This is a genomic window from Butyribacter sp. (assembly GCF_056818865.1).
Genome location: NZ_DBLYGC010000012.1, coordinates 23042 through 47057 on the forward strand (window position 1 = coordinate 23042; position 24016 = coordinate 47057).

The following is a 24016-nucleotide window of genomic DNA, read 5'->3' on the forward strand; positions in this document are numbered from 1 at the left end:
TACCTCCCAATCCTTAAAATGCCAGCCGCACAAAAATGTACGACTGGCTTAATTATCTTTGTCTGTGCATAAAGCACTATGCTGTTTAATTTCCAAACGGATTAGAGAAGAAGTTTCCGAATCCGCTGTAATCTCCGTCATCGGAATCATCATTTCCATTTCCCTGATTATAACCGTTGCTTCCGTTGTTATTTCCGTTTCCCTGGTCATAACCATTATTTCCGCTGTTGCTGTCATTATTTGAATTTCCTGAGCTGCTGTTTCCCTGTGACAACCCATTCAAAGACTTTGAACCCTGAAGTTTAACTTTTACTTTCTTTTCTTTATATGTTCCGTCATCACTTCTCTCTAATGTAAGTTCCACTTCAGTTCCCTTACGGTAGCTGTTTGCTTTCTCTTTAAGACTCTCGATACTTCTTACATCCTGATTGTTTATTGCTGTAATTATATCTCCGACTTTAACACCGCCTTTTTCGGCTGCTCCGCCTTCTGATACCTCTGCAACATAGACACCACTTGGAATATTGTAACTGCTTGCTTCACTTCCAACTGTTCTTCCTGAAATTCCGAGATATCCTTTTTCTGAGTCTGATAAAATTTCCTTATCTTTAAGTTCATCTATAATAGGTGTTGCCTGTGAAATAGGTATTGCATAACCTACACCTTCTACTGATGAATCTGCAATCTTAGCTGAATTGATACCAACAACTTCGCCCTTGAGATTTATAAGCGGTCCACCACTGTTACCTGGGTTTATAGCTGCATCTGTCTGAATTGCTTTTATTGAATTTGTTGAACCATCTGTCTCTGAAGTCTCTGTAATCTCTCTGTTTTTTGCACTGATATAACCTACTGTTACAGACTGGCCATATCCTAATGAGTTTCCGATTGCGATTGCCATTTCTCCGACTTTAAGACTGTCAGAATCACCTACGTCAGCAATCTTTATCTTGCCCTTTGTTGATTTTTTTATCTTGCTAAGTTTTACTGCTACTACAGCAAGGTCATTGCTTGAATCTTTACCTTTTACAGATGCCTCATAAACCTGATCGTCGATAAACTGAACTGAAATAGTCTTGGCACCGTCAATAACATGATTGTTTGTTGCAATTAAAAGTTCACTCTTACTCTGTCCTATTATGAAACCTGTACCGCTGCTCTGTGTCTCCTGCTGCTGGCTGTTTCCAAACAGGCTGTAATAGTTAGTTGACTCACTTGTGCATGTAATAGCTACAACTGCAGGCATTGTCTGTTCAACTATTGATGACACATCTGTTGTTCCGCTTACCGCCGCCCCTGTTACAACCTTGTTATTGTTGCTGCTTGTTGTAGTTGTTCCTATCTGCTCACTTGTCGTTACAGAAGGTGTATTTATTCCTAAAACATTGCTTGAAATGTAACATACTCCTTCAAAACATACCGCAGCTATAACGCCAAACAATACCGCACACGCTGCACATACCAAAAGCTTTTTGCAAAATGAACCTTTCTTTTTACCGTCAGGCTTTTTCTCCTGACCCGCATTAAAAGAATATCCATTTTGATTATTATAAGAATTTGTGTTGTTGTATCCTGTATTTGCGTTGTTATCGTATGGATTTGTGCTGTTGTATCCTGTATTTGCGTTGTTATCGTATGGATTTGTGCTGTTGTATCCTGTATTTGCGTTGTTATCATATGGATTTGTTTTCTGCCCACTATCATAACTCTGGCTGTTCTGTGATGCATAATTTTCTGACTGAGAGCCTGCATAATAGTCACCTGAATGTGTTGACTGTGCATTATTCTCACCATCTTTATATGAATAACTGTAAATTGATGAGTCTAAAGTGTTCCCATCTCCTTCCACTGAGTTTCCGTATTCACCTGTATATCCGTCCTGAGACTGATTTTCATCTGTCCCGTTTAAATTATTATTCTCATCCATTATCGGTACCTCCCTTTATATTTTCTCTTACTTGTAAAACAAATTCTAACAGCTTTTTGTGTATAAGTTGTGAAGAAAATATAACTTTTTCATTTCATATATTATAAAAGATTTTATTGTTGCGCAAAATAATCATAACCTATATAATGATTAGAGCACAAACAATGTTGCTATTCACACTTATGATACGAACAGCAACTAAACAATTAACTATTTTATCATAATTTATATGATAAATCCAGTACAACATACTGGCGTGATGTATAATTGACATTTCGCCAAATGACTTATAAAAATTTTCGTTGTACCGTTATTGTTAACACACAAAAGCTACAAGAGATTGAGAGGATGAAAAATTGATTAAAGAAAATCAGCGATTATTAAATATACTGCATATTATTGTTGATGCAGTAATAATATACCTATCATTTAATTTGGCATATGTCCTTAGATTAGATGAATTTAACAGCCCGCTAATCAGATGGCACATTATCGCCCCACCAGCAGGTTATTATAAAGACCTTTCACAATATCAGAACCTGCTCACAATGATAGTACCCTGTTATCTGATTATTTACGGTTTCTGCGGCATGTATGATCCAAAGAGAACTAGCGGACGGCGTGCAGAGCTTTTCTGCCTTATCAAATCAAACTTTTTTGGCATTATCTACTGTCTTGCAGCACTTTATTTTTTCAAACAATGGGATTACGCAAGACTTTTACTTGGTATTTTCGTATGTATAAATATTTTTATTGATTATGCTTTCAGACTTGTTGTTATTTCAATTCTCAGAAAAATGAGAAAAGAGGGCAAAAATCTTAAGCATGTGCTTATTGTCGGATACAGCCGAACAGCAGAAAATTATATAAGACGTCTGAGGCTTCATCCTGAATGGGGTTACAAAATCCACGGCATACTTGATGACAACAAAAAAATAGGTCACGAATACAGAACCGTCAAAGTCGTTGACAGATTAAATTCACTTGAAAAATATCTTTCGTCCAATGAATTTGACGAGATTGTCATCACTCTTAGTATTGATGAGTATTCAAAACTTGAAGGACTTGTTGCCGTATGTGAGAAATCGGGAGTTCACACAAAATTTGCTCCTGATTACAATAATATTATCCCGACAAAACCTTATACTGAAGATTTAGACGGAATTCCTGTCATACATGTACGCCATGTTCCGTTAAGTTCATCATACAATATATTTTTGAAACGTGCAGTAGACATATTCGGTGCTACTGTTGCACTCATTCTTTTTGCCATACCTATGATAATAACTGCTATCATAGTAAAAGTGACTTCACCAGGACCGCTTATATTTAAACAAAAGCGTGTCGGTCTTCACAACAGGGAATTTGATATGTACAAGTTCCGCTCAATGAAAGTGCAGAAAGAAAGCGAAGAAAAGAAAGCATGGACCACCAAGGATGACCCTAGAGTTACTCCTATCGGTAAATTTATGAGAAAGACAAATATCGATGAACTTCCTCAGATATTTAACGTACTGAAAGGAGACATGAGCCTTGTCGGTCCAAGACCTGAAAGACCTTATTTTGTAAATAAATTCAAGGAAGAAATTCCACGATACATGATAAAACATCAGGTACGCCCGGGTATGACAGGATGGGCACAGGTAAACGGTTTCAGAGGTGATACTTCCATAACAGGACGTATTGAATGTGACCTTTATTATGTCGAAAACTGGACACTGGCACTTGATTTCAAGATACTTTTCCTCACGTTTTTCGGACGAAAAGTCAACAAAAATGCATACTAAATATAATTTTTATAAAGCTATTTGTTTCTGAGCAAAAACAAATAGCTTTGATTATTTACTTATACAATATTCTGCTCAGAAATGAGGCTTTATATGAAAATCAGAGGAAAACTTATAATTTCTTTTTTAATTATTGCTATTTTTCCGCTTTGTGCCGGTTTAGTCTGCTTTCATTTAATTGTGCAAAACCAAACCGACATATTATCTTCTTATTACAGTACACAGACGGAAAACAACTATGATTACGGACTTGTCCTAAATCCGGTTCAGCTTCTTTATAAGCTTACATTAAATGATTACAATAAACTTGTAAAAATTGCCGATGAAACTCCCGACAAGCTTCTTGATAAAAATTTTCTGGATGATACTTCACGTTCCATATCGTCTAAGGATTCTTTTATCGTAGTATTTAAAGGAAAGAAAGAATATTACATAGGAAACATGGATTTTTATGATTGTATTTCTACCCTTCCTTCTTTCAGCGAATATTCGCAGGGCAAAAACGACAATATCCTTATAGACCCAAAAAGTTCAACACTTACACGCAGCAAAGATTTCTATTTTTCAGACGGCACCTCAGGGCAGCTTTTTCTTATAACAAAACTCTCAAATCTCATACCAAGATGGGAAAGTTCCGTGAAGGACATAGCAATTGCTTTCACCCTGATTTTGTTTACAACAGCTTGTATTCTTTTACTATGGTTATACCACAGTATTATAAAACCTTTAAATATTCTTCGTATTGCCACGATGCAGATAGGCGAGGGTAATCTTGATAATCCCGTTCATGTAAACTCCTGCGATGAAATCGGTATACTGTGCCGTGATTTTGAAGAAATGCGTATCCGTCTCAAGTCAATGCTTGAAGAACGCATCCAATACGAAAATGATACACGTGAAATGATGAGCAACATATCACACGATTTAAAGACACCTCTCACAGCCATAAAAGGCTATTCCGAGGGACTTATAGACGGCATTGCAAAGACACCTGAGAAACAGCAGAAATATCTTAAAACAATTTATTCAAAAGCAAACGATATGACATATCTTGTAGATGAATTGTCACTCTTCTCAAAAATAGAGCAGAATTCAATTCCATACAATTTTATCACATTTGATATTGCTGAATATCTTGAAAATTATATTGATTCAATATCTTTTGATTACGAAGCAAACAATATGAATGTTTCCTACGAAAATACTGCTCCTGAGGGCATATTGGTATCTGCCGACCCGGAGCAGCTTCGCAGGGTTTTAAATAATATTACAGGAAATGCCCTTAAATACAAAGACAAGGAGCATGGTAATATAAGAATTGCTCTTTCGTATAAACCGCACAAACATAAAAAACCACTTTACAGGCAGATAAACAAAGATGGTACCGATGTCAATCCTCCTGTAAAACCTGAAGAATTTGTGCGTATTGAGATTTCAGATGACGGACCGGGAATTTCAGAAAAAGATCTTCCTAACATATTTGACAGATTTTTCAGAGCCGATGCTTCAAGAAATTCCGCTAAACGTGGAAGTGGTCTTGGACTTGCCATAGTCAAAAAAATCATACTTGACCACGGTGGAAATATATGGGCAAAAAGTACCCCGGGAACCGGAACAAGTATTTACTTTACTCTCAAAGTCAAGGATGACACCCGGTAAAGCAGGAATTTGGTTTGTTAAAAAGTCTAAAAAGCCGGACTATTATATCATCAAAACAGTCCGGTTTTATTTTTTTAATACAACTAAATTACACCTTAAATCTGTAACCTACACCCCAAATCGTCTCAATATACTGAGGTTTCGATGTACTCTCTTCAATCTTCTCTCTTATCTTTTTGATATGCACTGTAACAGTAGCTATATCACCTACAGACTCCATCTCCCATATTTCCTTAAATAACTCTTCCTTAGAATATACATGATTTGGATTTGACGCAAGAAATGTCAAAAGATCAAACTCTTTTGTTGTAAAGTTTTTCTCAACACCATTGATATAAACTCTTCTTGCAGTCTTATCTATTTTAAGTCCTCTTATCTCTATAACATCATTTTCCTGAGTTCCGGAAGAAGTAAGTCTCTTGTAGCGTGCAAGATGTGCCTTTACTCTCGCTATAAGCTCACTCGGACTAAACGGCTTAGTAATATAATCATCTGCACCAAGACCAAGTCCTCTTATCTTGTCAATATCATCCTTCTTTGCCGAAACCATAAGTATCGGTGTATCTTTTTTCTCTCTTATATACTTGCAGATTTCAAAACCGTCCATCCCCGGAAGCATAAGATCCAAAAGGATAAGGTCAAAATCCTCATCAAGAGCGTGAGCCGCACCCGAACTGCCATCTGACTCAATAGCAACCTCAAAATCGCTCAGTTCAAGATAATCCTTTTCAAGCTCTGCAATAGCCGCATCATCCTCGATTATTAAAATTTTACTCATATATGTCACCTTTCTGTCACTGTTAACCACTAGACTAGCCTAATTAAAGTACACCAGCTCATCTTCCGGTTTCTCTGCAAGTACAATTTCCTCCGCATAAAATACAGGACCTTCCTCGCCGTATTCAGCCATAAACTTGTACTCCATGCGTGCTGTCACAGTGACATACTGGCCGCTTTTAATCTGCGACCAATCGTCTGCTTTACACAAAAATCCCATAAACTGTACATCATCTGCACAGCAGGTCATTGCATATCTTCCAAATACCGCAAAACCTTTATCAAGTCCACCCGGTTTCTGAATCATTCCCGTAAGTTTAAGCGTTTTTCCGTCATAATTTTCCTGATGGTCTATCATATCAATATACCAAAGACCAAAATCGCCTTCGCTCACCTCAATAACATCCGCATTTATATCAAACGGCATTTCTTCTTTCATATCATAAAATGCATCGTCTTCCGACTCATATACTATCTGAGCACGAGGATTTACAGCTTTAACACTTCCTCTTATGGCAGATTTCTTTGTATTCTCTACAGTACATCTGTTGACAATTATCATTTCTGCTACTTTGAACTGCTCAACCATAAGTGAAGGCATGTTTTTCATATAAAGTGAGAATGTCTCATCGTTTACAACATCAAGTGTCTGCATTATAACTTCCCTGTCAAAACAGATTTCTTCAAGTTCGTCATAAAATTCAGGAATTTTTGCCGCAGACCACATTCCATTGTACTCAATAATTATTCTGTCCGGTCTGTGCTTCTTTAAGAATTTTTGGATAACTTTTCCGTTAAAAGAGTCCTCATCCTCAATATATTCGCATACAGCACATCCTTTTTTAAGGTCAGCCTCCTCAAATTCTTCCTCACCTTCCTCACATGCAAGAATAAGTGTCTTAATCTTATCATCAAACATGTCGTCAACGATAAGATCTCTTATAAGGCTTGTCTTTCCTGCCTCAAGAAATCCCATGACAACATATACCATCATTTCTTCTTTTTTCTTTCCAAACATATTAATCCTTCCTACATACTAACTGTAAGCTGCACATACCAAATAACACTCTACAAAACTATCAATAAATTTACTTAAGTCGTGCAAGTATATTTAGTTTTGTATCTGTTTATGCTACATGAAAAAGTTCTTTTATTGTAGCTTCGTTAAGATTTGAACCTATTACGCATATTCTTCCTGTATAGTCTGCTGCGCCTCTTCTAAGCTCTGTCTCTTCAGGTACAAGATCAAAATGGAACCACTCTCCCTCATCTGAAGCAACAATTCCTTTAGCACGGAGAACATCACCAAATGATTTGTCGCTTGCAAGTTTTGATATAATGTCCTTAAGTTCTTCCTCTGTAAATTTATGGGCAGTCTCAACTCCCCAGCTTGTAAATACATCATCTGCATGGTGGTGTCCATGGTCATGGTGGTGTCCACAACAACACTCTCCGTCGTGGTCGTGATGATGCTGCTCATGGTCATGTCCGCAGCCACACTCTCCATCGTGGTCGTGATGATGCTCATGGTCATGTCCACAGCCACACTCTCCGTCGTGGTCGTGATGATGATGTTCATGGTCATGTCCGCAGCCACACTCTCCATCGTGGTCGTGATGATGATGCTCCTCGAGAAGTTCTTTTTCAAGAGTATTTACTTTCTCCATTGCCTCAAGTACAATCTTTCCGTCTATCTCATCCCACGGTGTTGTTATAACAGAAGCCTCGTCATTTCTTTCTTTTATCATTGTAAGAACTTTTGCAAGTTTTTCTTCTGATATATTTTGTGTACGGCTTAAAATTATTGTTCCGGCACTCTCAATCTGGTTATTGTAAAACTCACCATAATTCTTCATATACATCTTGCATTTTGATGCATCAACTACAGCTGCCGTACTGTTTATCTTTACATCATCCCCGATATTTTTAACTGCCTTTATAACATCTGAAAGCTTACCTACACCTGAAGGCTCAATGATAACTCTGTCAGGACTGTATTTTTCAAGCACATCTTTAAGTGCATTCCCAAAATCACCTACAAGTGAACAGCATATACAGCCTGAATTCATCTCTGTTATCTGGATACCTGACTCTTTAAGAAATCCACCGTCTATTCCTATCTCACCAAACTCATTTTCAATAATAACAAGTTTTTCACCCTGAAATGCATCTGCTACAAGCTTTTTGATAAGTGTAGTCTTTCCTGCTCCTAAAAATCCTGAGATAATATCAATTTTTGCCATTTTTATAACTTCCTTTCTATATTTTAACCTAAATATCTATAGTAATTACCATGCATATATTTTTTGTGTGGTAATCAGAAATCCGCCTTAGTTGCTTCATACATTGCTATACTTGCAGCTATAGGAAGATTTAAACTGTCTATTCTGGCTGAATGAGGGATAATAACAGACTGCCCTATATTTGAAAATTCATGCGGAAGTCCCGTAGCTTCATTGCCAAATATAAGAGAAAACTTATCCTTGGGACTGACATCATGAAGTTTCATCTTTGCATCAAGCATAAAAGGATACAGCTCCCTGTCACCATATTCTTTCATATATTCATCAAATGAATCAAAATATACAAACTCAGTTGAAAATATCGCTCCCATGGATGCCCTTACCACTTTAGGATCAAATGCATCAACGGCAGGTCTTATTATCGCCATTCGATTCATTCCAAAACCGAGAGCACTTCTCATTATAGTCCCCATATTTCCGGCATTTGAAGGATTTACAAGAACTATATGCGAACTTTCCTTATCAAGCTTTGATTCAAACTTTCTAAATTCGCCTATCACATAACAATTTTCCTTTTGCGATAAAACATTAAAAATCTTGTCCACATATACAACCTCTATATCTGAGTCTTTACAAAGTTTAAGAAGTTTGTCGAGCGTATCTCCCTGCTTCATTGCAGAATGAACATATACCCTGTTTACATACTCTGTTTTAAACTTTAAGAGTTCAAAAGTAAGTGTGATACCCAGTGAATATGACACACTGTCCTCTTTTCTGTATCTTTTATATGTCGCCACCTCATCACTTCCTTTCATCTGGTTTCAAGTAAAAGAGAGGATATAAAAATCCTCTCCCAATTCATCAACATTTCAATATCGTTTCCACATCTGCAGCCTGAAAGCTACCTACTCTTCAATAAATACATTTATTGATAGTTCTCCTATATCAGACGCAAACGGTATGCAAAACATCTGCTTACTGCTTGTCTGATATTCTTTGCCTGTACAATAATCAGGTGTTGTAATATCTATAATAATACTGTTATTGGCAAATACCGTAGCCGCATTGCCCGCAATCATATTTCCAAGCTCTGATATGGCACTCTGCCCTATAGCATCAATCTCAGCAACTGGCATCATCATCATCTTTGATATAACCGCAAGTGCTGTTTCATAGTGGAGATTCAGAACAACTTCACCCTTCAGGGCACCGATAATTCCGAGTTTTATCAAAGAACTATCTTCCTCGTATTTATCATCTTTTATAAAAGGTTTGCCAATCTTCAAGTCAAGCATACAAATATCTTTCATAATCTTACTGACTGAAATGATAAATGGATTTATATGTTCCGCCTTCACTTAATCACCTACCTTTTCTTCGGTCTCATTATATAATTATAACAAATTGCAGTGTTTATGTAAATGAAAAAAAACATGAACTTTTAATAAACGGTAACCATTCAGCCAAAAAATATAAAATACAAAGCCAAACTGCTATATTTTTCCAGCTAACTAATCGTAAAGACATCCCAAAACTTATTACTTATGTCTACTTTTGACTCTGAAAGCCACTCTGCGTATTTTTCTTTAAACATTTTTGTCTGTCTCTCGTTTATAATTTCCTCTTTGCGCGCATATGTCGCATCTTCATCATTGTCATTTACACAATAGATAATATAATATCCTGTCTTTCCCCCTATTACATTACTCATTTTTCCTTTTTTCAAAGAAAATGCAGCATCTATTGCTTCCTTGTCTAATAATTTTGTGTCCTTCCCTATTGTTGCCTCACTTGTGCTGCTGTCAGTATTTGCTTCTGCATAATCCAAAAAACTTTCTGATTTTTTGGCTTCTTTAAGCATCTCTTTAATGCGTTTATATGTTTTCGCCTTATCTGATACTCCCATATTGATTTTTCTGCCATTTTTGTCTGTTCCCTTTGTTATCAGTTCTAAATACTGGATTTTAATCTGTTTTGCCTCGTCATCAGTGACATTTGTATCTGCCGCATCTGTGGCAACATAGAACATTTTATTGGCAAGGATATTGTCCTCAAACATCCTCTGCACATTCTGAACAGTAAGCGCATACTTTTTCTTTTCTTTTTTATCTGCCTTATTGACAAGTTTTTGTGCGTCCTGCAATGCCTGGTCTTTCTCGTCACCGTCAAGCGTAATACCCTGTTTTGCAGCATTCTCACCGATAATCTTAAGCTGGGTAATCATACTAACTATTTCTTTTTTTGCCTTGTCCCCTATATTTGTTTCGTCATCTATCTTATAATTCCATAATGCTTTTCCGAAACTTCCCTCATATTGATTTTTCAGAAGATATGCATAATTCAATACTTCCTCATATTTTACGCCTGTATTTCCAATCTTCATAATGACAGAATTCTGCGTAATATCCCCTGTTTCAAGACGCACACTTTTTACTGTTTTTGTATTATTATCTGATGTCTCAGCACTTTTTCCACATCCCGACAACAAAACTGATGCCGCAAGCATAACGCCCAGTGTACATTTAGTAAATTTATTTTTTATCATATAATCCTCCAATGCTTTTAATAACACATTCAACAATATTAAAAATTTCATCCGCTGTCAACTTTTTTTCGCTTTTTATCATGTTTTTTGACGGCATTCTGTAAAAACTGCCCGATGGTGCGGCTTTTTTATCCTTTTTCATAACATAAAGAAGATACGGTTCTTTGTTTCCGACATACTTTATCTTTCCCTGATATTCGTCAATCAGCTTCTTTAATTTTTCTGCATCAGGCTTCTTTCCGTCATACAGATAATATCTTATGCCATCTTCTTTTTGAATTATACGATTTATATATGCTTTATGTGCATCAGCCTTAAGCAGCGCAACACGCAAAAGATTTTCTGCTGCCACCGGCATGTCACCAAATCTATCAATAAGCTCTTCCTGCATCTCGCTGTATTCTTCGATATTTTCAATTGCGGCTATCCTCTTGTACATGTCAAGCTTCTGATATTCACTTTTTATATAAGTATTCGGAATATATGCATTTACATTTATGTCTATCTCTGTTTCAAATTCCTCTGAAACATCAGTTTCTCCCTTTAAATGTCTTACGGCATCATTGAGCATTTTACAATAAAGGTCATATCCGACTGCTTCCATATGTCCCGACTGTGCTTCACCTAAAAGATTTCCCGCACCTCTTATTTCAAGGTCACGCATTGCTACTTTTATTCCTGAACCAAGTTCAGTAAATTCTTTTATTGCAGCCAGTCTCTTCTCCGCAATCTCTTTCAGTACCTTATCCCGCTTATACATCAGAAATGCATATGAATTTCTGTTTGACCTTCCAACTCTTCCCCTTAACTGGTAAAGCTGTGAAAGTCCCATCTGGTCAGCATTATCAATAATAATGGTATTTACATTTGATATATCAAGACCTGTCTCTATTATTGTCGTTGCTACAAGAACATCAATCTCCCCGTTGATAAATGCCATCATAATTTTTTCAAGCTGTCTCTCGCTCATCTGTCCGTGTGCATATGCAACATTTGCATCGGGTACAAGTTTTTGAATTTCCATAGCCATCCCGTCTATTCCTTTTACCCTGTTGTACACATAAAATATCTGTCCGTTTCTCGCAAGTTCTCTGTTTATTGCCTCCCTGATAACCTCTGAATTGTGTTCCATGACAAAAGTCTGAATAGGCAGTCTGTCAACAGGAGGTTCCTCCAATACACTCATGTCCCTTATTCCTGCAAGGCTCATGTGAAGTGTTCTCGGAATAGGTGTTGCGCTCAACGTAAGCACATCCACATTATCTTTTATCTGCTTTATTTTTTCCTTATGTGCAACCCCAAAACGCTGTTCCTCATCAACTATCAAAAGTCCCAAATCTTTAAAGACAACGTCCTTTGACAATAGCCTATGTGTACCTATGATTATATCTACCTGACCTTTTTTCAATCCCTCAAGCGCCTTTTTCTGCTGGGCGGGCGTCCTGAATCTTGAGAGCATCTCAACTCTTACCGGATAATCTCCAAGTCTCTCTTTAAATGTATTGTAATGCTGCTGTGCAAGTATTGTAGTCGGCACAAGAAAAGCAACCTGTTTTCCGTCATTTGCGGCTTTGAATGCAGCCCTTATGGCAACCTCCGTCTTTCCGTATCCAACATCCCCGCAAATAAGGCGATCCATAATTTTTTCGCTTTCCATGTCTTTCTTTGTCGCATCTATCGCATCGAGCTGATCTGTCGTTTCATCAAACGGAAACAGATCTTCGAATTCCGTCTGCCACACTGTATCTTTTCCAAAACGGTAACCCTGCGTCTGCTGTCTTTTGGCATATAACAGCACAAGTTCCTGTGCGACCTCATTTACGGCATGTTTTACCCTGCTCTTTGTTTTCTTCCACTCGGAAGAATTGAGTTTATTTAATTTCGGCTTCTTAGCAACATCCTGTGCGGCATACTTTTGCAATACATCAAGCCCGGATACAGGTACATACAGGTTTCCGCCGTCACCGTATTCTATCTTGATAAAATCTTTAGTGACATTGTTAACTCTTATTTTTTCTATACCTTTGTAAATTCCAAGTCCATGTTCCTCATGTACTACATAATCGCCTACATTCAATTCGTTAAAGCTTTGTATTGCCTTGCCGTCAAACTTTTTCTGTTTCTTTTTCCTGCGTTTCTGCTTCGCACCGAACATATCACCTTCGGTTATAACCACAAACTTCTGTGCCTTATACTCAAATCCTCTGCGAAGCCAGCCATAACTTGTCATAACCTCACCGGGGGTTATTTCAGCCTCAAGCTTTTCACGATAAAACGCCGGTATCTCATACTCATTTAAATCTTTTGCAAGTCTCTCGGCTCTTATCTTTGAGCCCGACAAAATAAGTACACGGTACTTTCCTTCACGCCATTTCTTTATGTCTTCTATAAGAAGTTCAAAATGCTGATTATATGATGTAAGTGACTGCACGGATATGTTTAGTTCGTCCTTAACCTTTATTCCCTTTGGCAGCACGTCAAGCAGTGACAGATAAACTGTACGCTTATTTTCAAGCCTTGCCATTACATATTCCGACGAATAGATAACATCAAGCTGTCCCGGAAGAATATATCCATTCTCAAGTCTGCCCTGCATGCTCTCCCTGAATTCGCTTTCAACAGCTTCGATTTTTTCTATACAGCGAACAGGCTCATCTACAAAAAATATTGTCTTTTCCGCATCGAAAATATCAAAAAAACTGCTTGTCGGTATGTCAAAATATTTTGTAAAACCTTCAAGTCCCATACGTCCGTGATACATATCAAAATTCAATTTAATCTGTTCCACTGTATCAGTCAGCCTGTTTATTGCATCATGATTTTTATTTTTTCTGAAAGTTTCGAGCATTTTTTTATACTCTTTTTCTATTTTGGAAAGCGCCTTTTTCAGCTGCTCTTCTGACAATGTCATCTCAGATGCAGGTGTTATCTCAACCTTATCCATTCTCTCAATCGAACGCTGGCTTTGTACATCAAAAGCCCTTATCGTGTCTACCTCATCATCAAAAAACTCTATGCGGACGGGACAATCCATTGTAATAGGAAAAATATCCGTTATACCGCCACGCACCGAAAAATCACCCGGATTTTCAACCTGTGTCTGCCTCTCATATCCCATATCCACAAGTTTCTTTTCAAGTTCTTCCAGATTAACAATATCAGCTTCGTTAATAACAAATCGTACATTTTTTGATGTCTGGCTGTCCATTATGCAGTCAAGACCTGCATCTATTGTTGTAATGACCGTTCCCTTTTCATTTTTTAACAATGCATCGACAACTTTCAATCTTTCCGTACTTATCGCATTTCCCTGAATATCCGCTCCAAAAAAAATAATATCTTTTGGAGGATAATACATTACACTCTTATCAAACAATCTGTAATCATCATAGATTTCCCTCGCCCTTATCTCGTTCTCGGCAATTATCACTCTCCAGTTTTCAGACTGTGACAATCCGTATATCATATGACATTTCTGCGTATCTATGCACCCTGAAACATGCAGCGGAAACTTTTGTTTTTTTATGTCATCCACTGCCTCTTTATATGCATTTATCTCCTCTAACGGTGCCGTAAATGCCCTCATCAGTTCACTCAATATCTTAACCCCCTTCCTCGTTACTAATTGCTTTTTTATAAAATTTTTTTACGATTTATGACAACAAAACTCACAGACAAAAATGTCTGTGAGTATATTTAATTAAACTTATTCATCGCCGTTCGTATATCATCATTTACAATAATATCACAAGCCTGCGTGACATTGTCAAGTGCTTCTCTTATAACAGGTTCTTCGTCTTTTGAAAATCTTCCGAGAACATAATCTGCGAGATCCCATCCTTTTGGCTTTTCACCTACACCTACTCTTACTCTCGGAAATACCTGCGTTCCAAGATGGCTGATGATGTTTTTTATACCATTGTGCCCTCCCGCACTTCCCTTTTCTCTTATACGAAGCCTGCCGGGTGCAAGATTAATATCATCATATATGATTATAAGTTCTTTTTCAGGATCTATCTTGTAGTATTCAACAAGTTCTCTTATACTTTCCCCACTCAAATTCATATATGTCTGAGGCATGGCAAGAATAACTTTCTGACCTTCTATATAACCCTTACCGCATATCGCTTTGTGTTTTTTTATGTCTAGCGATATGTCATACTTATCTGCCAAAACCGTTATGGCTGAAAATCCAATATTGTGCCTTGTTCCATCGTACTTTCTCTCAGGATTTCCAAGACCTGCTATAATGTACATATTGTTCCTCTTTTCTGTCTTCTTTTATTTTTAACCCATGTTTATTATTTTGCCTGTGTACTGCTTAAGCAGATCACTGTCAACCACATGACGGTTATCCATTGTTTTCATGATGTCTTTTATCTGCATACTGCGGGCAACTGCACTGTCTCCGAGATTATAAAGTTTATTATCCTTAAATGATAATACAAATGGCTCAAGCACGTTGCTGTCATTGGCTGTTACCACAAGACCCTTATCTCCGTTTGTAAACTCTACGCACACTCCCGGACTTAATATGTTGATACTATCCAAAAGAGCGTCAACAACCTTTTTGTCAAACTCATCAACATGTTCTAAAAGGTATCTTACTGCCGCTATTTCCGATAAAGGTTCGTCGCCAAACTTCATTGCTGTCATATTATCAAAATTATATGCAACCTTAAGTATCTCAGCACCTATAACCGTAGGCATTTTTGCTGATGCTGCCGGTATGTCAGGATGAAGAACTGCTATTGAAGCTGAAAGTATTCTCTTTATGTCAGTCGAAAGATCCGTATTATCTTTAAACGCCATATATGAATTTTGATAGCACTGTGATATTTTCTTCTCATCATCTTCCGTAATGTCAGATTTGCGCTTTCTTCTGATATTGCCCGGTATCATAAGACCACCTACATCATGCAAAAGTGCAGCTGCCACAATGTCAAGCTGTGATTTAAATTCAAGGCCCAATCTGCTTGATATGAGTGCACATAATATAGCTGTATTGAGAGAATGTTTGTAAATGTAATCTTCATTGCTTCTAAGATTCTGTATAAAGTTTATTTTGTGGTGAAGTGAACCATATTTCTTTAAAAGCTGGTTTATAAACTGATACATATCCTTTTCTTTCTGATTTTTTGAATATGCGTCAAGTATCTCTCTTATGGTAAATACAGACATTGCCTGAAATCTTTCAAATTCAATATCATCCTCGGACATCGGCGGAACAGGTTCAGCCGGTTCAAGTATATAAATACCGATTAATCCAAAGTTATTTACACTTATTATACCCTGACTTGTTATCTTAGAATTTCTGTCATACAGCATTACACCGTTTTTATTATAAATCGGCTTCGCCAGTCGCATCCCTGCTTTCAAATCTTCCGTTTTTACAAATAACATATTGTGTGCCCTCCAAATTTTTTTAACCTCTCTAATACAACGAATAAAATAATTGATATAATTTTCGTTTCAGCAGTCTCGTAAATTACTCTTTTTCCTTACGCTTCTCTGCAAGATTGTTAGTTACTCTGTTGTAAAGTTCTACAGCCGCATTATATCCCATCTTTTTCTGACGATGGTTAACTGCTGCCGATTCACATATGATTGCAACATTTCTGCCCGGTCTGATTGGTATTGAATGGCATACAACTTTACTGTCAAGAAATTCTATATACTGCTCTTCAAGTCCAAGTCTGTCGTATTCCTGCTCCTTATTAAACTCTTCAAGTTTTATGACTAAGTCAATCTCCTGCCAGTCCTTAACACTCTCAACACCGAAAAGTGCCTTTGCATCAATAATACCTATTCCTCTAAGTTCAATAAAATGTCTTGTAATATCAGGTGAACTTCCAATAAGCGAATTGTCACTTACCCTTTTTATCTCAACAACATCATCTGACACAAGACGATGCCCTCTGTGAATAAGTTCAAGTGCTACTTCAGATTTACCGATTCCACTTTCACCCATAATCAGAACTCCTTCACCATATATATCAACCAGAACTCCATGAACCGAACATCTCGGTGCAAGCTCTGCGCCAAGCCATCTTATGAGTTCTGCCATAAACGGTGATGTCGCCTTACGGCTTCTTAAAAGAGGTACATGATACTTGTTTGCAAGTGCGACAATCTCATCCTCTATCCATATCTCCCTGCAATATACAATACATGGCGGCTGTCCCTTGTCCTCACTTCCTGCCATAATCCTTTCCATCATGGCTGCACTGTGTTCCATACCCTTCTGCTGCATATAAGTGTGTTCTACATGACCTATAATCTGAATACGGCTTGAATCAAAATAATCAAAGTATCCGGCAAGCTGTAATGCCGGTCTGTTTACTTCATTCTGTGTAATCATAATATCATCAATATCAACATCAGGTGTACAATTTTCCAATTTTAGTGCCTCTATCATATCCTTAAGATATACACTATATTCTCCCTGCATCATTCATTTTTTCCTCCTTTATGAAAAAATTTATATACATTTTCAGCAGCTTTCCCGTTCATTCCATCCACTGCGGCAAGTTCATTAACCGATGCATTTTTTATTGCATCCATAGAGACAAAATGTCTCATGAGAGCCTTACGTCTTTTTTCTCCAATGCCGTCTATATCATCAAGTATTGACCTTACCTGTTCCTTGCTCCTCAGAGAACGATGATACTCTATAGCAAAACGATGCACCTCATCCTGTATTCTTGTCATGAGGCGAAATCCCTCACTGTTTATATCTATAGGTATCTCACGTTCATCAAAAAACAAACCTCTTGTCCTGTGGTTATCATCCTTAACCATTCCACATACCGGAATGGTTATATTTAACTCTGAAAGAACTTTCATTGCTATATGAACCTGACCAACACCTCCATCCATCATGATAAGGTCGGGAAATCTTGTAAAACTTCCAAATTCAGTTGAAAGTTCCTTCTCGTCAAGCTGCTTTATTTCCAAAAGTCCGTGACTAAATCTGCGTTTAAGCACTTCATACATACTCGCATAATCATTTGGTCCCTCGACAGTTTTTATTCTGAATTTTCTATAATCACTTTTCTTAGGTTTTCCGTCATCAAACACTACCATTGAACCAACTGACTGAAATCCGCTTATATTTGATATATCATAGGATTCTACACGTGATATATCTTTAAGTCCGAGCCAGCCGCATATCTGTTTCATCGCACCTGTCGTTCGTTCTTCCTCACGCTTTATCTTTTCCATATCTTTTGTGAGCACCATTGCGGCATTTTTATGAGCAAGTTCGACAAGTCTTTCTTTTTGTCCCTTTTTCGGCACAATTATGCTGACTTTTCCACCTCTTTTTTCACTAAGCCATTTTTCTATCAAATCTGATTCAGTCACTTCATATTCTACCATGACTTCACGAGGAATAAAAGGTGTTCCGGCATAAAATTGTTTAATAAATGCCTGAAGCATATCATCTTCTTTCTCGCCGTAACTGCCCTTGAGATGAAAATGGTCTCTACCTATCAGTTTTCCTTCTCTTATAAAGAAAACCTGCACAACCGCTTCCTCGTTTGTTCTTGCAAGTGCTACAACATCCCTGTCCATTCCGCCAAAATCATTTATCTTTTGTTTAACGGACATCTTTTTAACGCTCTCTATCAAATCCCTGTAGCCCGCCGCCTGTTCATACTCCATTTTTTCAGACGCAGCATACATCTTTTCTTCCAGATATTCGATTACCTGTCTGTAATCCCCTTCTATAAGCTTTAATGCCTTGTTGAAATTTTCTAAGTATTCCTCTTTGCTTATATATCCCTGGCACGGTGCACTACACTTTCCTATATGATAATTAAGACATGGTCTTTCTTTTCCCGTATCTCTTGGGAGTACTTTCCTGCATGTCCTTATCTTATAAATTTTATGTGCAAGTTCAAGAGTATCTTTTGCCGCCGTCACGTTTGTAAACGGGCCAAAATATTTGCATTTATCCTTTTTTTGCTGTCTTGAATATATAAGTCTCGGAAAATCTTCATAAACCGTTGCTTTTATATAAGGATATGTCTTATCATCCTTTAACATCGTATTGTACTTAGGTTCATGCTCTTTTATGAGATTGTTTTCAAGTACAAGTGCTTCTACCTCAGAGTCCGTGATTATATACTCAAAATGATGTATCTGGGAAATCATTCTCTCAATCTTCGGCGAAACCCTTCTGCCTGCCTGAAAGTATTGTCTGACCCTGTTTTTCAGACTTATAGCCTTTCCGACATAAATAATGGAATCACTCTTATCATGCATCAGATAAACACCGGGTTTGGCAGGCAATTTTTTTAATTCTTCCTGAATATCAAACATTGTCGTCCTTTTCCTTAGAAGCAGGAGTCATAAATTTATCTATGACATTTGCAACTCCGTCCTCATCATGCGAAAGTGTAACATAATCTGCTGACTGTTTTACCTTATCCTGTGCATTGCCCATTGCAACACCCATTCCAGCATATCTTAACATCGACATATCGTTTATGCTGTCACCTACGCAGATGACCTTTTCCCTGTTTATGCCAAGATAACGCATAAGTTTTTCAACGGCAACTCCCTTGTCAACATATTTTGGAAGAAGTTCAACAAAATGAGGGTCTGAACGAAATACATTCACCTTGTCTCCGAACATTTCAAGCATATGCTTTTCTACATTCTTCATGTTGTCAGGCTCACCGCTGAGCAATATCTTATTGAATCCAAAATTAACAGTTTTCACAAAATCATTTGATTCTTTAACTGCAACATCGCAGGCAACGGCATCAAATTCAACATACTTGTTTAAACCGTTTCCGACAATGATTTCTTTTGCAGCATCATTGTAAACAGCTATTGAAACTCCCGATTTGACAGCTTCATTATAGACCTGGCTAAGTATTTCTCCCGGAACCATCTGATTGTAAATGCATTCACCGGTCTTACAGTTTACTACTGTAGTTCCGTTATATGCTATAACATATCCACCATACTTTTCGAGCTGTATCTTTGCGACGTTCTTTCTTATACCGGCTATTGAACGTCCTGATGCAATCGCTATTTTTTTGCCTCTCTTCTGTGCATCGACAATCGTCTCGACAGTCTTTTCACTTATCTGTTTCTCAGAATCAAGCAAAGTTCCGTCAACATCTATTACTATCGCATCATAAAGGTCACCTTCCGGTTCCTCTATTCCCTTAACTTTTCGGAATATCTTCATAAACTCTTTGCCCGTGATTGTCTCATGCTCAATAAGAAATTCAGCAAGCTTGTCAAGTGCATCCCTGTCACCTCTCAAAAGTTCCTCTGCTTTCGCATAGCACTCTTTAAGAATACGCATAACTTCTTTGTCTATCTCTGCCTCAGTCGCATCACCGCAGTTTAACACTGTTCTTCCGTCAAGATATTTATTCTGAACCGATTCAAGTCCTATCATTCCAAATTTGTCGGTCATTCCATACTGTGTTACCATCGCTCTCGCAAGTGATGTAGCCTGCTCTATATCGTTTGACGCTCCTGTTGTGATTGAGTTAAATACAATCTGCTCTGCGGCACGTCCACCGAAAAGTGTCGTTATTCTTGTCAATATCTCATCTTTGCTCATAAGATATTTTTCTTCTTCCGGAACCTGCATTACATATCCAAGCGAACCCATTGTTCTTGGAACAATAGTAATCTTTTGTACCGGCTCTGCATCCTTTTGTAATGCTGTTACAAGTGCATGACCTACCTCATGATAAGCAACTATTCTCTTTTCTTCTTTTCCTAATATCCTGTCTTTCTTTTCCTTACCTGCTATTACGACCTCAACAGCCTCAAAAAGGTCTGCCTGGCTTACGGCTTTTCTTCCTGCACGGACTGCCATTATGGCACCCTCATTTATCATATTGGCAAGGTCTGAACCTACCGCACCGCTTGTTGCAAGTGCAATGGCATCAAAATCAACGGAATCATCCATAAGTACATCCTTTGCATGCACTTTAAGAATATCTACACGACCTTTCAAATCAGGTTTTTCAACAATTATTCTCCTATCGAAACGCCCCGGACGAAGAAGTGCCTTATCAAGCACCTCAGGTCTGTTTGTAGCTCCTAGTATTACAAGTCCCTTTGATGAATCAAAACCGTCCATCTCTGAGAGCAGCTGGTTAAGTGTCTGTTCTCTCTCGTCATTGCCACCACCATACTGACTGTCTCTGCTCTTTCCTATCGCATCTATCTCGTCAATAAAAATGATACAAGGTGCCATAGACTGTGCCTGTTTGAACAAATCTCTTACTCTCGATGCACCTACACCTACAAACATCTCAACAAAGTCTGAACCTGAAAGGGAGAAAAACGGTACACCTGCCTCTCCTGCAACCGCCTTGGCAAGAAGAGTTTTACCTGTTCCCGGAGGTCCTACAAGAAGTGCACCTTTCGGAAGTTTTGCACCTATCTCAGTATATTTTCCGGGATTATTCAGAAAATCGACAAGTTCATTCAGGGATTCCATAGCCTCTTCCTGTCCTGCCACGTCTTTAAACGTAACTCCCGTTGCTTTTTGGACATACATCTTTGCGGTGCTCTTTCCAACCCCCATAACTCCGCCTGAGTTTTTTGACATCATGCGGAACACAAAGAATAAACCGCCCCAAAGCAATAATATAGGAAGAAATGTCGTGATAAGCATATACATAAGGCTTGATGAACCTGATGTTACCTCTTTTGAAAATTCGACATTTGCTTTTTCAAGTCTTGTTATAAGGTTATAATCCATAGATATAACCCCTGTGTAATATGTGACTTTATAAATATTATTTGCCTGCTGTGCCGGTGTTATCTTAATCTCATCTGATGTTATGACAACTTTTGATACCTGTCCATTATCTAACATATTTAAAAACTGGTCATATGTTATTTCCTTATTTGAAGCTTTTTCTACCTGACTGTTCATAAAAGAAAACATTAGAAAAATTACTAATGCAACAATTAAACAAACTACGATGCTTCTTCTATTCTGATTTTTTTTCGGATCCTGGTTGTTATTTTCCATTCTGCAAGACCTCCCCATTTTATTATTACGATGTATCCGCTTTTTTATCCATTTCTAACGTATATCTAATCATCGTTCTATCCGTATCATTATAAAGCTAGTTTCCATATAAATCAATAACCTACAATCTGAATAAATTGTGAAATAATCTTTATAAACTATAAACTTGGAATCTTTTTTGTATATTTTCCACAAAAAAAACTTCAATAACTGACATAATTACTAATTGAACATTATATACTTTATGAGTTATAATAGAAGATATTTGTTATTGACAGATTATGTTGATGACAACCTGACAATATTTATGAACATACAATTTTAAATTTCAAAATACAAGGAGGATATTTTAATGGCAGTCAAATATGTATTTGTAACTGGTGGCGTTGTTTCCGGTCTCGGAAAAGGTATCACAGCAGCTTCTTTAGGCAGATTGCTTAAAATGCGTGGATATAGTGTAACAATGCAGAAGTTCGATCCATATATCAACATTGACCCAGGTACTATGAACCCGGTGCAGCATGGTGAGGTTTTCGTAACAGATGATGGAGCCGAGACAGACCTTGATCTTGGACATTATGAGCGTTTTATCGATGAGAGCCTTACAAAACAGTCAAATATTACAACAGGTAAAGTTTACTGGTCCGTTCTCAACAAAGAACGCCGCGGAGACTACGGCGGAGGTACAGTTCAGGTAATTCCTCATATCACAAATGAGATAAAGAGCCGTTTCTACCGCAATGACGGATGCAAAGATACTCAAATTGCCATCATAGAAGTAGGTGGTACGGTTGGTGACATCGAAAGCCAGCCTTTCCTTGAGTCTATCCGTCAGTTTCAGCATGACATAGGTCATGACAACGCAATTCTTATCCATGTAACACTTATTCCTTATCTCAAGGCATCAGGAGAAATGAAAACAAAGCCTACACAGGCTAGCGTAAAAGAACTTCAGGGAATGGGTATCCAGCCTGACGTTATCGTATGCCGTACCGAGCTTCCTCTTGAAGAAGGCCTTAAAGATAAGATTGCACTTTTCTGTAATGTACCTACAAAGAGTGTTTTACAAAATCTCGATGTTGAAACACTTTACGAAGCACCTCTTGCCATGGAAAAAGAACATCTTGCAGATGTTGTTTGTGAAAAACTCGGTCTTGACTGCCCAGAACCTGACATAACTGAGTGGCAGAATATGGTTGACACACTTAAAAATCTTGATAAAGATGTAACTGTTGCCCTCGTCGGCAAATACACAACACTTCATGATGCTTATATCAGTGTTGTTGAGTCATTAAAACATGGCGGACTTGCACATAAGAGCAATGTCAAAATCAAATGGATACCTTCAGAGGACTTAACTGAGGACAACGCTTCTGAGCTTCTTGGCAATGTCAGCGGAATTCTTGTTCCGGGAGGATTTGGTGACAGAGGTATTGACGGTAAAATTGTTGCCATCAAATATGCGAGAGAAAACAATATTCCATTCCTCGGCCTCTGCCTTGGAATGCAGCTTGCAATTGTAGAATTTGCAAGACATGTTGTAGGTTTCCACGATGCACACAGTATAGAGCTTGACCCTCAGACTACACACCCTGTTATTCACCTTATGCCTGAACAGGATGGAATTGAGGATATCGGTGGAACATTAAGACTTGGTTCATATCCTTGCGTCCTCGATAAAAACTCAAAAGCATATGAACTCTATGGTGAAGAAACAATTCATGAGAGACACAGACACCGCTATGAAGTAAACAATTACTATCGTGAAGACCTTGAAAAAGCAGGACTTCTTCTCTCAGGACTTTCTCCTGACGGCAGAATTGTTGAAATGTGTGAAATTCCAACCCATCCTTGGTTTATTGCTACACAGGCTCATCCTGAATTTAAGTCAAGACCAAACAGACCTCATCCTTTATTCAAAGGTTTTGTCGGTGCGGCACTTAAATATCAGTCAGACAACAACTAATACTGAATATTATATGTATAAAATGAAGTGCCTGCCTCTTTTTTAGAGACAGGCACTTCAGCTAATGTGTTATATAATACATCTGTATATTA

General features: G+C 37.8%; 16 protein-coding genes. 3 read left to right on the plus strand and 13 right to left on the minus strand.

All coding sequences use genetic code 11. The features are described 5' to 3' along the window. Positions 1-85: 85 nt before the first annotated feature. On the minus strand, positions 86-1927 hold the full coding sequence (locus ACZLXV_RS07020; protein ID WP_482382912.1) for a trypsin-like peptidase domain-containing protein: 1842 nt from the start codon (positions 1925-1927) through the stop codon (positions 86-88). A gap of 356 nt (positions 1928-2283) precedes the next feature. On the opposite strand from ACZLXV_RS07020, the gene ACZLXV_RS07025 reads away from it, so the two are divergent. Together ACZLXV_RS07025 and ACZLXV_RS07030 are read left to right on the plus strand one after the other, a co-directional pair. Continuing rightward, positions 2284-3714 carry an undecaprenyl-phosphate glucose phosphotransferase gene (locus ACZLXV_RS07025; protein WP_022225144.1) on the plus strand — a complete coding sequence of 477 codons (1431 nt, stop codon included), beginning with the start codon at positions 2284-2286 and terminating at the stop codon, positions 3712-3714. Positions 3715-3807: 93 nt separating this feature from the next. Further along, on the plus strand, positions 3808-5373 hold the full coding sequence (locus ACZLXV_RS07030; protein ID WP_482382913.1) for a HAMP domain-containing sensor histidine kinase: 1566 nt from the start codon (positions 3808-3810) through the stop codon (positions 5371-5373). Positions 5374-5461: 88 nt separating this feature from the next. On the opposite strand, the gene ACZLXV_RS07035 is transcribed toward ACZLXV_RS07030, so the two are convergent. The 12 genes from ACZLXV_RS07035 to ftsH all read right to left on the minus strand — a co-directional run bounded on the left by ACZLXV_RS07035 (position 5462) and on the right by ftsH (position 21958). Next, positions 5462-6151, minus strand: a complete 690-nt coding sequence (locus ACZLXV_RS07035) for a response regulator transcription factor (protein WP_482382914.1) — start codon at positions 6149-6151, stop codon at positions 5462-5464. Between the two features lie 39 nt (positions 6152-6190). Beyond that, positions 6191-7168 carry a TIGR03943 family putative permease subunit gene (locus ACZLXV_RS07040; RefSeq protein ID WP_482382915.1) on the minus strand — a complete coding sequence of 326 codons (978 nt, stop codon included), beginning with the start codon at positions 7166-7168 and terminating at the stop codon, positions 6191-6193. 109 nt (positions 7169-7277) lie between these two features. Beyond that, positions 7278-8393, minus strand: a complete 1116-nt coding sequence (locus ACZLXV_RS07045) for a CobW family GTP-binding protein (RefSeq protein ID WP_482382916.1) — start codon at positions 8391-8393, stop codon at positions 7278-7280. Between the two features lie 74 nt (positions 8394-8467). Beyond that, the gene (locus tag ACZLXV_RS07050) at positions 8468-9190 is read right to left on the minus strand and encodes a TrmH family RNA methyltransferase (RefSeq protein ID WP_482382917.1); all 723 of its coding nucleotides are present in this window, start codon (positions 9188-9190) and stop codon (positions 8468-8470) included. 108 nt (positions 9191-9298) lie between these two features. After that, positions 9299-9751 carry a chemotaxis protein CheX gene (locus ACZLXV_RS07055; protein ID WP_022225150.1) on the minus strand — a complete coding sequence of 151 codons (453 nt, stop codon included), beginning with the start codon at positions 9749-9751 and terminating at the stop codon, positions 9299-9301. Between the two features lie 149 nt (positions 9752-9900). Beyond that, a complete protein-coding gene (locus ACZLXV_RS07060; RefSeq protein ID WP_482382918.1) occupies positions 9901-10938 on the minus strand; it encodes a peptidylprolyl isomerase in 1038 nt (345 codons plus the stop codon). Beyond that, entirely contained in the window at positions 10925-14524 is a 3600-nt protein-coding gene (gene mfd / locus ACZLXV_RS07065; RefSeq protein WP_482382963.1) for a transcription-repair coupling factor, read from the minus strand. The genes ACZLXV_RS07060 and mfd overlap by 14 nt, the downstream gene beginning before the upstream one ends. A gap of 110 nt (positions 14525-14634) precedes the next feature. After that, positions 14635-15195, minus strand: coding sequence for an aminoacyl-tRNA hydrolase (gene pth, locus ACZLXV_RS07070; protein ID WP_022225153.1), 561 nt, complete (start codon positions 15193-15195; stop codon positions 14635-14637). Positions 15196-15225: 30 nt separating this feature from the next. Continuing rightward, a complete protein-coding gene (locus ACZLXV_RS07075) occupies positions 15226-16341 on the minus strand; it encodes an HD-GYP domain-containing protein (protein ID WP_482382919.1) in 1116 nt (371 codons plus the stop codon). Between the two features lie 85 nt (positions 16342-16426). Further along, positions 16427-17392 (minus strand): HPr(Ser) kinase/phosphatase, encoded by a 966-nt coding sequence (gene hprK / locus ACZLXV_RS07080; protein ID WP_022225155.1) that lies wholly within the window; start codon positions 17390-17392, stop codon positions 16427-16429. Continuing rightward, positions 17389-19263: an excinuclease ABC subunit UvrC gene (gene uvrC / locus ACZLXV_RS07085; protein WP_482382920.1), complete on the minus strand. Its 1875-nt coding sequence runs from the start codon at positions 19261-19263 to the stop codon at positions 17389-17391. The genes hprK and uvrC overlap by 4 nt, the downstream gene beginning before the upstream one ends. Beyond that, the gene (gene ftsH, locus ACZLXV_RS07090) at positions 19256-21958 is read right to left on the minus strand and encodes an ATP-dependent zinc metalloprotease FtsH (RefSeq protein WP_482382921.1); all 2703 of its coding nucleotides are present in this window, start codon (positions 21956-21958) and stop codon (positions 19256-19258) included. Before ftsH ends, uvrC begins: the two co-directional genes overlap by 8 nt. A 352-nt stretch (positions 21959-22310) precedes the next feature. Between ftsH and pyrG the strand changes: the two genes are divergently transcribed. Continuing rightward, complete coding sequence (gene pyrG / locus ACZLXV_RS07095) at positions 22311-23924, plus strand: CTP synthase (RefSeq protein WP_482382922.1); 1614 nt, start codon at positions 22311-22313, stop codon at positions 23922-23924. Positions 23925-24016: the final 92 nt, after the last annotated feature.

What these genes read in the sequence shown, in the direction of transcription:
- ACZLXV_RS07060 (WP_482382918.1), bottom strand. Translation starts at nt 10,938, where the DNA reads ATGATAAAAAATAAATTTACTAAATGTACACTGGGCGTTATGCTTGCG.
- pyrG (WP_482382922.1), top strand. Translation starts at nt 22,311, where the DNA reads ATGGCAGTCAAATATGTATTTGTAACTGGTGGCGTTGTTTCCGGTCTC.
- ACZLXV_RS07020 (WP_482382912.1), bottom strand. Translation starts at nt 1,927, where the DNA reads ATGGATGAGAATAATAATTTAAACGGGACAGATGAAAATCAGTCTCAG.
- ACZLXV_RS07045 (WP_482382916.1), bottom strand. Translation starts at nt 8,393, where the DNA reads ATGGCAAAAATTGATATTATCTCAGGATTTTTAGGAGCAGGAAAGACT.
- ACZLXV_RS07035 (WP_482382914.1), bottom strand. Translation starts at nt 6,151, where the DNA reads ATGAGTAAAATTTTAATAATCGAGGATGATGCGGCTATTGCAGAGCTT.
- uvrC (WP_482382920.1), bottom strand. Translation starts at nt 19,263, where the DNA reads ATGTTTGATATTCAGGAAGAATTAAAAAAATTGCCTGCCAAACCCGGT.
- ftsH (WP_482382921.1), bottom strand. Translation starts at nt 21,958, where the DNA reads ATGGAAAATAACAACCAGGATCCGAAAAAAAATCAGAATAGAAGAAGC.
- ACZLXV_RS07040 (WP_482382915.1), bottom strand. Translation starts at nt 7,168, where the DNA reads ATGTTTGGAAAGAAAAAAGAAGAAATGATGGTATATGTTGTCATGGGA.
- ACZLXV_RS07075 (WP_482382919.1), bottom strand. Translation starts at nt 16,341, where the DNA reads ATGTTATTTGTAAAAACGGAAGATTTGAAAGCAGGGATGCGACTGGCG.
- mfd (WP_482382963.1), bottom strand. Translation starts at nt 14,524, where the DNA reads ATGAGGGCATTTACGGCACCGTTAGAGGAGATAAATGCATATAAAGAG.
- hprK (WP_022225155.1), bottom strand. Translation starts at nt 17,392, where the DNA reads ATGATGCAGGGAGAATATAGTGTATATCTTAAGGATATGATAGAGGCA.
- pth (WP_022225153.1), bottom strand. Translation starts at nt 15,195, where the DNA reads ATGTACATTATAGCAGGTCTTGGAAATCCTGAGAGAAAGTACGATGGA.
- ACZLXV_RS07030 (WP_482382913.1), top strand. Translation starts at nt 3,808, where the DNA reads ATGAAAATCAGAGGAAAACTTATAATTTCTTTTTTAATTATTGCTATT.